General features: G+C 75.8%; 10 protein-coding genes. 4 read left to right on the top strand and 6 right to left on the bottom strand.

The window, feature by feature from the left end; genetic code table 11:
- Positions 1–16: 16 nt before the first annotated feature.
- Together IQ279_RS17185 and IQ279_RS17180 are read right to left on the bottom strand one after the other, a co-directional pair.
- Positions 17–2479 carry a right-handed parallel beta-helix repeat-containing protein gene (locus IQ279_RS17185; RefSeq protein WP_206349435.1) on the bottom strand — a complete coding sequence of 821 codons (2463 nt, stop codon included), beginning with the start codon at positions 2477–2479 and terminating at the stop codon, positions 17–19.
- A 165-nt stretch (positions 2480–2644) separates the two neighbouring features.
- Complete coding sequence (locus IQ279_RS17180) at positions 2645–3229, bottom strand: Rv1733c family protein (protein ID WP_206349434.1); 585 nt, start codon at positions 3227–3229, stop codon at positions 2645–2647.
- A 347-nt stretch (positions 3230–3576) separates the two neighbouring features.
- On the opposite strand from IQ279_RS17180, the gene IQ279_RS17175 reads away from it, so the two are divergent.
- Positions 3577–4527: a universal stress protein gene (locus tag IQ279_RS17175; protein WP_206349433.1), complete on the top strand. Its 951-nt coding sequence runs from the start codon at positions 3577–3579 to the stop codon at positions 4525–4527.
- An 81-nt stretch (positions 4528–4608) separates the two neighbouring features.
- Here the strand turns inward: IQ279_RS17175 and IQ279_RS17170 are convergent, their stop codons facing one another.
- A complete protein-coding gene (locus tag IQ279_RS17170) occupies positions 4609–6987 on the bottom strand; it encodes a phosphoketolase family protein (protein ID WP_206349432.1) in 2379 nt (792 codons plus the stop codon).
- 271 nt (positions 6988–7258) lie between these two features.
- Between IQ279_RS17170 and IQ279_RS17165 the strand changes: the two genes are divergently transcribed.
- Positions 7259–8539, top strand: coding sequence for a helix-turn-helix domain-containing protein (locus IQ279_RS17165; protein WP_206349431.1), 1281 nt, complete (start codon positions 7259–7261; stop codon positions 8537–8539).
- A 388-nt stretch (positions 8540–8927) separates the two neighbouring features.
- Here the strand turns inward: IQ279_RS17165 and IQ279_RS17160 are convergent, their stop codons facing one another.
- Positions 8928–9755, bottom strand: a complete 828-nt coding sequence (locus IQ279_RS17160; protein ID WP_206349430.1) for an MOSC domain-containing protein — start codon at positions 9753–9755, stop codon at positions 8928–8930.
- Positions 9756–9792: 37 nt separating this feature from the next.
- The gene (locus IQ279_RS17155; protein ID WP_206349429.1) at positions 9793–10257 is read right to left on the bottom strand and encodes a DUF6643 family protein; all 465 of its coding nucleotides are present in this window, start codon (positions 10255–10257) and stop codon (positions 9793–9795) included.
- A 193-nt stretch (positions 10258–10450) separates the two neighbouring features.
- Here IQ279_RS17155 and IQ279_RS17150 point away from each other — a divergent pair, with 193 nt between their 5' ends.
- Both IQ279_RS17150 and IQ279_RS17145 read left to right on the top strand, forming a co-directional pair.
- The gene (locus IQ279_RS17150) at positions 10451–11692 is read left to right on the top strand and encodes a TerD family protein (protein WP_206349531.1); all 1242 of its coding nucleotides are present in this window, start codon (positions 10451–10453) and stop codon (positions 11690–11692) included.
- A gap of 79 nt (positions 11693–11771) precedes the next feature.
- Positions 11772–12563: a glutamate racemase gene (locus IQ279_RS17145; protein ID WP_206349428.1), complete on the top strand. Its 792-nt coding sequence runs from the start codon at positions 11772–11774 to the stop codon at positions 12561–12563.
- An 87-nt stretch (positions 12564–12650) separates the two neighbouring features.
- Here the strand turns inward: IQ279_RS17145 and IQ279_RS17140 are convergent, their stop codons facing one another.
- Positions 12651–13628 (bottom strand): O-antigen ligase family protein, encoded by a 978-nt coding sequence (locus IQ279_RS17140; RefSeq protein ID WP_307792403.1) that lies wholly within the window; start codon positions 13626–13628, stop codon positions 12651–12653.
- Positions 13629–13755 lie beyond the last annotated feature (127 nt).

Genomic DNA, 13755 nt, shown 5'->3' with positions numbered 1-13755 from the left:
GGCCCGGCCGGAGAGGTCAGTGCCGCGGCTCCTGCGGCAGATCCCCGGGGTGGAGCAGCGTCAGATCGTCGGTGTCCGGGTCGTCGAGCTGGGCTACCCGGCCCGCGTGCCGCTCGACCATGGACTCGAAGGTCTGCCGCGCGGTGCGGCCGTTGCCGAACGCCGGCCCCTTGGGGAGCTCGGTGAAGTAGGCCAGTAGCGCGTCCGCCGTGCCGTCGGCGAGCTGGTACTCGTGCTCCTCGGCCTGCTGCCCGACGATCCGCAGCAGCTCCTCGGAGCTGTAGTCGCCGAAGGTGATGGTCCGTGAGAACCGGGAGGCCACACCGGGGTTGGTCTCCAGGAAGCGCTTCATCTCCGCTGTGTAGCCGGCGACGATGACGACCACCTCGTCGCGGTGGTCCTCCATCAGCTTCACCAGGGTGTCGATCGCCTCCCGGCCGAAGTCCCGGCCGGAGTCCTCGGGGGAGAGGGCGTACGCCTCGTCGATGAACAGCACGCCGCCGCGCGCCCGGTCGAACGCCTCCTGGGTGCGGATCGCCGTCGAGCCGATGTGCTCGCCGACCAGATCCACCCGGGAGACCTCCACCAGGTGACCGCGCTCCAGCACCCCGAGGGAGTGCAGGATCTCCCCGTAGAGCCGGGCGACCGTGGTCTTGCCTGTTCCGGGGGACCCGGTGAACACCAGATGCCTGCGCGCGGAGGCGGCCTTGAGACCGGCCTCGCGGCGCCTGCGGCCCACCTCGATCATGTCGATGAGGGCCCGCACCTCCCGCTTGACGCTCTCCAGACCGATCAGCGCGTCGAGTTCGCCCAGCACCTCCTTGGCCGGCCGCGCCTCCTTCGCCGGCCCGCCGGGCGCCTCGCCGGGGGAGGCCCCACCGGCCGTGGGCGCGGAGGCCGGTGGAGCGGGGGGCGCCGTGGCGGCCGACTGCTGGGGTATGCCGCCCAGCAGCCCCGCGGTCAGCACGGCGGGGGAGGCGGGCGGCTCGGGCTCGGACGTGACCGGCGCGGAACTCCGGTCGCTGGTGCAGTCCTCCACGAGTGGACCTCCGTCGGCGAACTCGTAACCCCCGCGCGCACAGCGCTCGGTGCGGCAGCGGCGCAGTGTGGTGCGGCAGCCGTCGATCACATGGAAGCCGTAGCCGCCGGAGCCGGTCACCCGGCAGTTCGAGAAGGTGCCGCGCCCCTCGGCGGAGACGTAGAAGCCCGCCTCCGCCGGGTCTGTCACGGTGCAGCGGTCGATCTCCGGATCGGCGCCCTTGGTGACGATCACCCCCGTACCGGCGGCGTCGATCGTGCAGTTGGCCAGCGTGCCGCCGCTGCCGTGGTCGCGGAACCAGGCGCCGGTGGCGGCCTCCCGGATGCGGCAGTCGTCCAGCTGGACCGTCCCGCCGTCGCTCACCGACACCGCCGTGTTGCGCACCTGCGCCAGATCGCTGTCGAGGACGTCGGCCCGCGAGCCCCGGTCCAGGACGAACAGTGCGTCCGGCACGTCGTGGACCCGGCAGGAGTCCAGCAGCGCCGAGGCGCCGTCGCTGACCCACACCGCCGGATAGTCGCCCGTACTCTCCTGTATCTCGCACCCGTTGGCGTCCACACGGGTGCCCGGATCCCACACCGACAGGCCGTTGCGGCCGAAGCGGCGCACCGCGGAGCGGGTCAGCGTCAGCACCGAGCGCGAGCGCAGGTCGACCGCGTTCTCCGGGATGTCGTGGATCTCGCAGTCGGCGAGGGTGAGCACCGCGTCGGTGTCCAGGGTGACGCCGTCTGCGGAGGTGCGGTGCACCCGGCACTCGGTGAGGTTCCCGACCGCCCGGGAGGCGACCCGCACCCCCGCGCCCTTGATCTCGTACACCTCGCAGCCCACGGCGTCCACCGCGCTGCCCTCCCCGGACAGCGACAGCCCCGCGCCCGAGGCGTGGTGGACCCGGCAGCGCTCCAGCCGGGGATGGGCGCCCTCGTGCACCGCGATGCCCGACTGCCCGGCCGCGACCACCTCGCACTCCTCGAACAGCCCGCCCGCGCCCCCGCCGACGCCGATGCCCACCCCGGCCGGGTTGTCCACCGTGCAGCGGCGCAGGGTCGGCCGGGCCCCGGAGCGCACCTCGATGCCGGAGGCCGACCGCGTCACCACCCGCAGCCCGGAGAGCTCGGCCACGCAGTCCTCGACCAGCAGCGCGGGCGCCGCGGCGTCCTGGCCCTCGATCTGGAGATCGCGTACGACCGCCGCGGCGCGTACGGTCAGCGCCACCCCGTCGGCGGGGGCCAGGCGCACCGAGCCGCCGTCGGAACGCTCGGGGCCGCGCAGGGTGACGGCGCGTTCGAGCACCAGGTTCTCGCGGTAGGTGCCGGGGGCGACGGTCAGCACATCGCCGTCACCGGCGGCGAGGAGGGCTGCGGAGATGGTGGCGTAGTCTCCCGTTCGGCGCCGCCACCGCGACGAGCTGGTGTGCGTCACCTGGACCGAGCCCTGTGCCATGGACCGCCTTGCCCCAAACCTCGTGCGAACCTCGATCGCGCTGCCGCGCGCATCCGGATGCACCACCGTAGCGTGTGCCGGACCGATGGGATGACCGGTCCGCCCGCCACGGCACAGGCGGGCCCGCCACGTGCCTGCCCTGGCCGGACTCGGGCGGCGACGGCGTCAGTTCGACCTTCCGGTACGCCCCCAGTCGGGGCCCACCCGGGCCCACTCCTGCGCCCAGCGCGCGTAGCGACGGGCCAGCAGCCGCCGCACCAGCAGCCGCCGTGCGCTCTCCACCAGACCGGCCGCGGCCACCGCCGTACCGAATCCGGCCAGAGCGGCGTGCGAGGAGGCGGTGGCGGCGTCCATCGGACGTGCGGCGATCCCGCCGCCGGCGTCCACCCACACGCGCAGCCGGTCACCGGGCTCGGTCTGCCGGTCGGCGACGATCGTGCCCGAGTGGGTGCGGCCGTCGACCGAGGTCCAGGTGGCGTTCACCCGGTGACCGGACTCGGCCTCGGGGCCGTCGGCCACGGGCGGGGTGCTCTGGGCGACCGTCGCCCACACCTGGTGCCGCTGCCGCTGCTGCTCGCGCACGACGCCCATCAGCGTCTCGTGCGCGGTCCGGGTGCCCCACAGCGCGGCGGCGGGCGTGCCCACGGTCATCAGCAGGACGGCGGCCAGCGCCAGCCAGCCCTCCACACGGTCGGTGGTCCGGTACAGCGGGTTTCCCCGCCACCGCCACAGCCCGGCGATCGCTCGCACGATCGCTCACCCCCTCGCCGCCGGTCGCCGCCCGCCCGGTCTCGCGCGGCAGCGGGTGGACGGGGAGAGGACGACGGCGCGAAGAACCGCGCCGGCCGCAGGCCGGGGCAGCCGGTGGCGCCGTCTCTCTTCCACGGCCGAGCTTATCGGCACCGAAGCGCACTGCACAGCCGCCCAGCAGGCCCGGAAGGAGTGAAAGAAGGAGGTGGAGAGGGTACCCGGGCGCCCCCCGACCGGTATGGCGCCCTTCGGGGGCACCGGGGCCCGGCCCGCCCGCGGCGGGGGAACGGGCCCGGCACACCCGCCGCGGTCCGCGCGGACCGCCCGCCCAGGGAGACGTGAGGACAGTGAACCGTTCCGTCCAGCTCCCCGTCGTGGTCGGCGTCGACGGCTCGCACCACTCCCTGCGCGCCCTGGACCGGGCGGTGGAGGAGGCCGTACTGAGGGGCGCGCCGCTGGATGTCCTGTGCGGCGCGTCCGCCCACCGGCTCGCGCCCGGCGGAACTCCCGGCGCTCCCGGCGGCGCTCCCGGCGCCTCCGACGCCGCCGGGGAGACCGAGGCGGCCCGCACGGCCGGCGAGGAGCACCGGCGGGCGCTGGCCCGGCAGGCCCGGCGGATCGCCGAGTCGGCCGCCGAGCGGGCCCGGGAGAGCGCCCCGGGGCTGGAGGTCAGGCCGTCGGCGGCGGAGGAGAACGCCGTCGCCGCGCTGGTGCGCGCCGGGCGCCGGGCCGCGCTCACCGTGGTCGGCACCCGCGGCCACGGCGGTTTCACCGGGCTGCTGCTGGGCTCGGTGAGCCTGCGGGTGGCGGCACACACCGAGGGCCCTGTGATGGTCGTGCGCGGCGACAACGAGCGCCCCCGGCACACCGTGGTCGTCGGCGTGGAGTACGGGACGGACACCGGCGCGGCGCGCTACGGCTTCGAGGAGGCCGAGCGGCGGGCGGCGGCACTGCTCGTACTGCACGCCTGGGAGCTGCCGGTCTACCCCGGCGTCATGGTGCCGCCGCCGACCCGGGTGCTGGAGGAGATCGCCGAGGAGCAGGCCCGCTACGAGGAGAGCGTGCCGGTGGACGCCGTCGCCGGGCTGCGCGAGGCGTACCCGAACGTCGACGCCCGGGCCGAGACGGTGTACGCCGGGCCCGGCCACGCGCTGGTCGAGGCCAGCGCGGCCGCCGACCTGGTCGTCCTGGCCGCGCACCGCCGCCACCGCCTCTTCGGCATGCGTCTGGGCCCGGTCACCCACGCGGTGCTGCACCACGCCCACTGCCCCGTGGTGCTCGTCCCCACGGCGGCCTGACCGCCCGTGCCGCCCCGTACCGCTCCACACCACCCCCGGGCGTTTGGGGGCGGCGGCCGGCCGGTGCCGGGCACCGGCGCGTCAGCCCGGCCAGCTCCAGCCGGCGACCTCGGGCAGATCGGTGCCGTGCTCGCGGATCCAGCCGTGGTGGCGCTCGCGCGCCTCCCGCACGGACTCGCGCAGCCCCTCGGCCCGCTCCGCGAACCCCGGAGCCCGGTCGATCACGTCCATGACCAGCCGGTAGCGGTCCAGGTCGTTGCGGACCACCATGTCGAACGGGGTGGTGGTCGCCCCGCTCTCCCGGTAGCCGCGCACATGCAGCCGGTCGTGGAGGCCGGGCCGGTGGGCGATCCGGTGGACCAGCCACGGATAGCCGTGATACGCGAAGACCACCGGCCGGTCACGGGTGAACAGCGCGCCGAACTCCGCGTCCGGCAACCCGTGCGGGTGCTTCGAGGCGGGCATCAGCCGGGCGATGTCCACGACGTTCACCACCCGCAGCGCCAGCTCGGGCAGGTGCTCGCGCAGCAGCGAGGCTGCGGCCAGCGCCTCCTGGGTGGGCACGTCCCCGGCGCAGGCCAGCACCACGTCCGGCTCCCGTCCCGGCCGTTCGGTCCCGGCCCACTCCCACACCCCGGCGCCGCGCTCGCAGTGCTCGCGGGCCTGCTCCGGCCCGAGCCAGTCGAAGCAGGGCTGCTTGCCGGCGACGACCACGTTCACCGTGTCCGTCGTCCGCAGCACATGGTCGGCCACGCACAGCAGGGTGTTGGCGTCCGGGGGGAAGTAGGCGCGCACCACGTCGGGGCTCTTGGTGAGCACATGGTCGACGAAACCGGGATCCTGGTGGGAGAAGCCGTTGTGGTCCTGCCGCCACACATGCGAGGTCAGCAGGTAGTTCAGGCTCGGTACGGGAGTACGCCAGGGCACCTCGCGGGCGCTCTGCAGCCACTTGGCGTGCTGGGTGACCATGCTCGCCACGATGGTGGAGAACCCCTCGTAGGAGGTGAACAGCCCGTGCCGGCCGGTGAGGGTGTAGCCCTCCATCCAGCCCTGGCACATGTGCTCGGAGAGCACCTCCATCACCCGGCCGTGGCCGCCGAGGCTCCGGTCCGTCGCGAGCGAGTCGCCCTGCCAGGCGCGGGGTGTGGCCTCCAGAACGTCCTGGAGATGGTTGGACTCGGCCTCGTCCGGGGCCGTCAGCCGGAAGTCGCGCCGCCGGGCGGTGTCCTCGAAGACCTGCCTCAGCATGCCGCCCAGCACCTGTGTCGGCTCGTGGGAGGACGCACCGGGTCCGTCCACCGGCACCGCGAAGGCATCCGGGCCGCGCAGCGGCAGCGGCCGCCGCAGCCGGCCGCCGTCGGCGTGCTTGGAGGCCCCCAGCCGCCGCTCCCCGCGCGGTACGTGCGCCAGCACGCCGGGCAGGGGGCGGCCGGAACCGTCGAACAGCTCCTCGGGCCGGTACGAGCGCAGCCACCGCTCCAGCACACGCAGCCGGCCGGGATCGTCGCGCACGTCCTTCACCGGGATCTGGTGGGAACGCCAGGTGTCCTCCACCGGGTCGCCGTCCACCTCCCGGGGCCCGGTCCAGCCCTTGGGGGTGCGCAGCACGATCGCCGGCCAGCGGGGCCGCCCGGCCGCCCCCTCCTCACGCGCCGCCCGCCGGATCGCGGCGATCTTCTCCAGCGCCGTGTCCAGGGCGGCGGCCAGGGCGCGGTGGACCTCGGCCGCACCGGTGTCCGGGGCGGCCGTCACGTACAGCGGCTCGTGGCCGTAGCCGCGCAGCAGGGCGTCCAGTTCCTCGTGGGGGATGCGGGACAGCACGGTCGGGTTGGCGATCTTGTAGCCGTTCAGGTGCAGGACGGGGAGTACCGCGCCGTCGTGCACCGGGTCCAGGAACTTGTTCGAGTGCCAGGAGGCGGCCAGCGGCCCCGTCTCCGCCTCACCGTCCCCGACGACGCAGAAGGCCACCAGGTCCGGGTTGTCCAGGGCGGCCCCGTAGGCGTGGGACAGGCAGTGCCCCAGCTCTCCGCCCTCCTGGATCGAGCCGGGCACCACCGGGGAGGTGTGGCTGGGCAGTCCGCCGGGAGAGGAGAACCGCTCGAACAGCCGCGCCATCCCCGCCTCGTCGCGCCCCATACCGGGCCACAGCTCCCCGAAGGTGCCCTCCAACCAGCTGCCCGCCAGCACCGCGGGCGCGCCGTGGCCCGGCCCCCACACGCACAGCGCCTCCAGGTCGCGGGCGCCGATCGCCCGGTTCAGATGGGTGTAGACCAGGGCCAGGCCCGGACAGGTGCCCCAGTGGCCCAGCAGCCGCGGTTTGACGTGCTCGGGCCGCAGTTCCTCGCGCAGCAGCGGATTGCCCCGGAGATAGAGCTGACCCGCGGCCAGATAGTTCATGGCGCGCCAGTGCGCGTCCAGCTCGGCGCACTCGCGGTCGGCGAGCGGGGGGTGCGTCTGCATGGAACCTCCGGTCGTGGTTCGGTCGTGGTCCGGGCCGCCGCCCGGGCTGTCACTCGGGCCGCCGCCCGGCTCGCGGACCGGCCGGCCCCGAGAGGCTTCGAAGCTCCGCGGGACATACGGCGCCCGTGGCCCGTGTCCCCTGCACGCGGTCGGCCACACCCGTACACGCCGCCCGGGCCGGGGCCGCGCGCCGTGGCGAGCCTCCGCACGCGACACTCCGCGCCCCGCCGTCCGGTTGCCGCGGCGCCCCCCCCGGCAGCACGATGGCGGCGTGTTCAGACAGTGGCTGGCGCTGGAGACGGGCGCGGACCCGGCCGAACGGGCCGGAGCCGTTCGCCGCGCCCACGAGGCGTTCCTGGCCGGGGGAGCGGTCGGCGCACCCGTGCGCGGTCTGATAGCCGACTCCTGGCGGCGTTCGGCCAGGGCGTCGGTCGCGGTGGACCACACGGCCTCCGTGGACCTCGACGACGACGACCTGGCCGCCCACCGCCGGGAGCACCCCCTGGGCCGGGTCATGCCGCTGTTCCGGGAACTGCTGGGCGGCATCGCCGAGGACGGCGCCCACCTGCTGTCGGTCTGCGACGAGCAGGGCCGGATGCTGTGGGTGGAGGGCCACGCGGACGTCAGACGGCGCGCGGAGCGGATGAACTTCGTCCCCGGCGCCCGCTGGTCCGAGCCCCACGCCGGGACCAACGCCCCCGGCACCGCGCTCGCGCTGGGACACCCGGTGCAGATCTTCGCCGCCGAGCACTACTGCCGCCCCGTCCAGCCCTGGACCTGCGCGGCGGCCCCCGTACACGACCCGCGCACCCGCCGGGTGCTGGGCGCCGTGGACATCACCGGCGGCGACCACCTCGCCTCACCGCACAGCCTCGCCCTCGTCCAGGCCACCGCCCGGGCCGCCGAGGCCCAGCTCGCCTCCCTCCTCCCGGCCGCCGCTCCGGTCCGCCTGCTGGAGGTCCTCGGCCGCGACGGCGCCCTGCTCCACACCGGCCGGTCCGAGGCCCCGGTACGGCTGGGGGCGCGGCACAGCGAGATCGTGCTGCTGCTCGCCTCCCACCCCGACGGGCTCTCCGGCGGCCGGCTCGCCCTGGAGCTGTACGGCGAACGCGACGTCAGCCCCGTCACCCTGCGCGCCGAACTCTCCCGGCTGCGCGGGATGCTGGGCCCGCTGCTGGCCTCCCGCCCGTACCGGCTGACCGCCCGGATGCGCACAGACTGCGACACGGTCGCCGAGGCGCTGGACACCGGCGACCTGCCCACCGCGCTGGCCGCCTACCGCGGTCCGCTGCTGCCGCTGTCCGAGGCGCCCGGGGTGGCGCGGATACGGCGGATGCTGGAGGACCGGCTGCGGAGGGCGCTGATCGTCCGCCGGGACCCGGAACTGCTGGACACCTGGGTGCGCACCCCCTGGGGGGAGGAGGACCTGGAGGTCTGGGAGGCCCTGGTCGGTGCGCTGCCCCCGGCTGCCAGGGCGGTGCCCGGCGCCCGGCTGCGGGCTCTGCGGGAGGCCTGCGGGATCGCCCCTCCGCGGGGCCCGGGCGTCCCGTGACGCCCGGGCGCAACGTTTCCGCAACCCCCCGTTGTCTAACGTGGCGCTGCGCCTTCGCCGTTCGGCCGCCCGCGGGCGGACCGGTGCGGCGGAGCCCTCCGTGTTCCGTTCCATGGGGACGCCTTCGGAAAGGCTCCCGGCCGCCCGGCGGCGTCCGGGCCCTGCCCGGGCCGATCGCCCCGTGGCCGCCGGCGCCGGGAGGAGCCGCCCGCGCTCGGGCGGTGCGCACCCGGGAGCGGGGCGTGGAGCGGCGCTCCTCTCCCGGGACGGCCAGGGTGGCACGGCGGGGCCGCACGGCCTGCTTGACGGCGAGCAGGACGAACGGCGCCCGGCGGGGACCTCGCGGACGCGGGGCCCCGTCCCGCCCCGTCGTGCCGCCCGTGCCCGGTCAGTCCAGGACTTCGAAAGGGTCGCCCGTGTGCAGGGTGCCGGGGTTCTCGGGGACGAGGAGCTGCCCGAACAGCAGCCGGTCGCCGAAGCGGCGGTGCCTGGCCAGGGTGCGCAGCGGCTCCTTGCCCCGCTCGGCCGTGGCCTGGTCGGTCGTGGTCACCACGCAGCGGCCGCAGGGCTTGGCCACCCGGAATGACACCTCGCCGATCCGGATGCGGCGCCAGCCGTCCTCGGACCAGGGCGCGGTGCCCTCGACGACCACGTTGGGCCGGAAGCGGTCCATCGGCAGCGGACCCTCGTCCGGATGGTCCCCCTGCTCTATCAGCAGGTTGAGGGCGTCCAGCGACGACACCGTGGTGAGCAGCACCGGGAACGCGTCGGCGAGGCTCACCGTCTCACCCGGGCGGCCGTGCGAGGAGGTGACCGGGCGCCGGTGCCCGGGCGCGTCCATGTGGACCAGCCTCGCCTGTGTCCCCAGATACTCCGTCAGCCAGCCGTGCGCCTCGCCGGACGCGGGCACCGCCTCGACCTTGGTGTTCCACACCTCGAACACGTCGGTGCCCGAGGCCGGGTCGGGCACCTCGACGGTCAGCGGCGGCATCCCGGGGGCGGACAGCCGAAGGCCGCCGCCGGGCAGTGGCTCGGCGGCGGCCTTCGCGAGGCTCGGGTGCCCGCGCTGGGTGAGCGGTGCGCCGTCGGGACCGGCCGCCATCCAGCGCCGGTCCCCCGACAGCCCCCATGGCTCCACGACGGCACGGGCGGTGCCGACGCCCGCGAACGACTTCACCGGGTAGAGGTTGAGCGCGGCCAGCGTGGACGTGGTCATGAGCCCATCCTGCCACCCGGGTCGGACAGTCGGCGGGTCAGTAACCACGCCCCTGGTACGAGTGGCCGTAGGGCTCGTCGTAGGAGCCGGGGTACGCGCTCTGGGCGGGCGCCGGGCGGGCCGCGACAGGGCGCATCTGCTGGGGCTGCGGCTGCTGCGGGTAGCCGTACCCGCCGCGCGGCGCGGGCGCCTGCTGCGGGATGTACGGCGCGGGCGCCTGCTGCAGCGGCGCGGGCTGCTGCACCGGTGCGGGCTGCTGGTACGCCGGGGCCGGGTAACCCCGCGCCGGCTGCGGCTGGTAGGAGGGCCCCGACGGCAGCGCGGGCAGCGCGGCCGGGAGGGCGGGCAGGTGGTCCGAGGTCTCGTACGGGGACGCCGGAACGCGTATGGGCGCGATCTGAGGGGTGCCCCGCTCGGCGACCAGGCTGTCGTAGATCGGGGTGTCAGCGAAGGACGGCGCGCTGTAGTAGCCACCGCCATAGGTGCTGCGGGGGGACGTCATACTCATAAGTTAAGCCCACGATGTGCTGGTTGGGGAGAGCGAAAAGAAGGTCATTTGACGGGCTCTGCGCGGTCATCGGCCGCGGCTGCGGCCAAAGGCGAAGAAATGCGGTCATCCCGCCTCCATGGGGGCCGGGAGACCGGCGGAGCAAGGCGGGCGCGGAGGCCCGGGCACGGAAGAGGGAAGCATGACGATGCTCAAAGGCGCCAACGTCCCGGTCCCCGCGGACTCGGTCAGGGTCGAGGTGGGGTGGCGCGCCGGCCCCGGAGTGCCGGACGTGGACGCCTCGGCGCTGCTTCTGGCCTCATCGGGCAGGGTCCGCTCGGACGACGACCTCGTCTTCTACAACCAGGCGCACCACGCTTCGGGCGCCGTGCGCCACGAGGGCAAGCGCGCAGCGGGCGGCGCCGTGACCGACACCCTCGCCGTGGACCTCGTCCGCGTCGAGCCCGCCGTCGAGAGGATCGTGGTGGCCGCCTCCGCGGACGGCGGGGACTTCGGCCGGGTGCCGGGGCTGTGCGTACGGGTGCTCGACGCGGGCGGCGGGGCCGAACTCGCCCGGTTCGACAGCCGGGACGCCACGGTCGAGACCGCCTTCGTGCTCGGCGAGCTCTACCGCAGGCAGGGCGCCTGGAAGTTCCGGGCCGTCGGGCAGGGGTACGGCAGCGGACTGGCCGGCCTCGCCACCGACTTCGGGATCACCGTCGACGAGCCGCGGACGCAGGCGGCCCCCGCCGCCGCGTCACGGCCGCCGGCCCCCGCAGCCGCCCCCTCGCCGCCGTCGGTGCCTCAGCCGGTGCGGCTGAGCAAGGTCACCCTGACCAAGGAGGCACCCACGGTCTCCCTGGCCAAACAGGGCGGCACCTCCGGCGCGATGCGCGTCAACCTCGACTGGCGCACCCGCAGGCAGCCCGGGGGCTGGGGGAGCAGACTGAGCCGGGCCCTGGCGCCCCAGGCCGGCCTCGACCTGGACCTGTGCGCCCTGTACGAGCTCACCGACGGCACCAAGGGAGTCGTCCAGGCACTCGGCAACGCCTTCGGCGCGCTGCACCGGCCGCCGTACGTCCACCTCGACGGCGACGACCGCACCGGCGCCGTGGAGACCGGTGAGAACCTCACGATCAACCTCGACCACAAGGAGAGGATCCGACGGATCCTGATCTTCGTCACGATCTACGAGGGCGCCCGCAGCTTCGCAGGCCTCAACGCCACGGTGACGCTCACACCCCAGCACGGCGCGCCCGTCGGCTTCTCCCTCGACGAGTGCGACCTCCCCTCCACCGTCTGCGCCCTGGCGCTGATCACCAACCACGGAGGCGACCTCGTCGTCCGGCGGGAGTCGCGCTTCCTGGTGCCCGAGCGCGGGACGAGCCCGCAGCGGACGGTGGACCAGGCCTACGGCTGGGGCATGCGGTGGACACCCGGCCGCAAGTGAACCCCCGGCGGCCTCCCGCGCGGGCCGGCCGGGCCGTCCGGTGGGCGCCGCGCCCGCCCGTGCCCGTACGCTGTGACCCGTGAGAATCGCGCTTGTGGACTCCGGGATCGGGTTGCTGGCCGCCGCGGCCGCGGTACGGCGTGCGAGACCCGACGCCGATCTCGTCCTGTCCTCCGACCCCGACGGAATGCCCTGGGGGCCGCGGACGGCCGACGACATCACCGCCCGCGCCCTGGGCTGTGCGCGGGCGGCCGCCGCGTACGGGCCCGACGCGCTCGTCGTCGCCTGCAACACCGCCTCCGTGCACGCCCTGGAGGTGCTGCGCGCCGAACTGGAGCCGGCGGTGCCGGTCGTCGGCACGGTGCCGGCCGTCAAGCCGGCCGCGGCCGAGGGCGGCCCCCTGGCCGTCTGGGCCACCCCCGCCACCACCGGCAGTCCCTACCAGCGCCGCCTCATCGACCGGTTCGGCAACGGCACCGAGATCACCGAGGTGCCCTGCCACGGGCTGGCAGACGCCGTGGAGAAGGGGGACGAGGCCGCCGTCGCCGCGGCCGTCGCCGCGGCCGCCGCCCTCACCCCGCGCGCGGTGCGGTCCGTCGTGCTGGGCTGCACCCACTACGAACTGGTCGCCGAGCGCATCCGCGCCGCCGTCCGCTCCCCACTGGCCCCCGAGCCGGTGCTGTACGGCTCGGCCGCCGCGGTCGCCGCCCAGGCGCTGCGGCGCATCGGGGCGGAACCGGACCCGAAGGCGCCCTCCACCGGCGCCCTGACCGTCCTCCACAGCGGCAGGCCCACCGAGCTGTCCGGCTCCGCGCGCGGCTACGCCGAGGGGCGGCTGCTGGTGGTGGAGCGCGCCGTACGGACCGGCTGAGCGGGGCGGCCGAGCCGGGCGGCCGAACGTCCGCCACCCACCCGCCCCACCGTGCCCCTCATGCCCCCGGCCCACCACCCGGTCCTCCTACGGGACGTCCCAGCGCTCCCCGGCGGTCGCCAGCCCCACCAGCAGCCCCGCGCCCATGGTGACCTGGCTGAAGCTCAGGGCGTTGCCCACGCTCGCCACCGCGGCCAGGCCCGTGAGCGCCACGCCCGCCGTCAGCACCACCGGTGTCGGGCGCGGTGACCGGTACAGCGCGAGCAGCACCCAGCCGAAGGCCGCGCCCATCAGCAGCACACCGGGCACCCCCTGTTCGGCCGCCGTCTGCAGCGGCGCCGAGTGCGGCTTGCCGTCCGGGGCGGCGCCCTGGTCGACGGCCCGGTTCAGGGCGCCGAACCGGTCGGGCCCCGCGCCGCGCACCGGATGCTCCGCCGCGAGCACCGCGGCCTCCCGCCACAGCACGATCCGCTGTGAGGTGAGTGTCTCCCGGAGCGGCTTCTCCAGCGCCTGCGGCCCCGTGCCGCCGGCCACCGCCCAGACGGCGCCCGCCACGGCCGCGGCCACCGCCGCCAGCGCGGCCAGTGCCGGGAGTCTGCGGCGCACCCGGCCCGCGACCTGAGAGCACAGCAGCACCCCGAGCGCCGCGGCGCACCCGGCGGGCGAGCCGGTGGCCAGCGCCGCCGCCGCGACCGCCAGGGCCAGCGAGTGCAGCAGCCGCCGCGGCCGCGCGCTTCTCGCCGCCCACGCGGCGCAGCACGCCGCGCCCGCCGCCAGCACCGCCAGCGCGGCCTCGGCGCCCGCCCGCCCGGCCGGCCCGGTGGCCGACGGATCCGGCAGCGGGAGGGCGGGAGACGCAAGGAGCGAGCCCAGCCCGGCCAGCGCCGCCCCGGCCGGCGCGGCGGCCGGCAGCAGGGAACCCCCGATCCGCCCGCAGGCGTATCCGGCGGCCACCGCCAGCACCGCCAGCAGCACCCCCTCCGGCCGGGCGTCCCGCCCGGCCGCGCACAGCAGCGCCCAGCCGGCGCAGCAGCCCAGTAACGCGGCGCCGGCGGCATCCGGCACGCCGCTTCGCTCCGGTGCGGCGGACAGTGATCCGAGCGCCGGTGAAGCCATCGTCTGCGACCCCCCGAGACAAACGGCCGCCGCGCCGGGCCCGGAGATCCTCCGGGCGCACACCGCGGGCCGTGAC

The sequence above is a fragment of the Streptomyces verrucosisporus genome (assembly GCF_017114865.1).
In the GTDB taxonomy this organism is placed as follows: domain Bacteria; phylum Actinomycetota; class Actinomycetes; order Streptomycetales; family Streptomycetaceae; genus Streptomyces; species Streptomyces fenghuangensis.
Note: the sequence above shows the minus strand (reverse complement) of the source record. Positions and strands in the feature narration are given on the sequence as shown.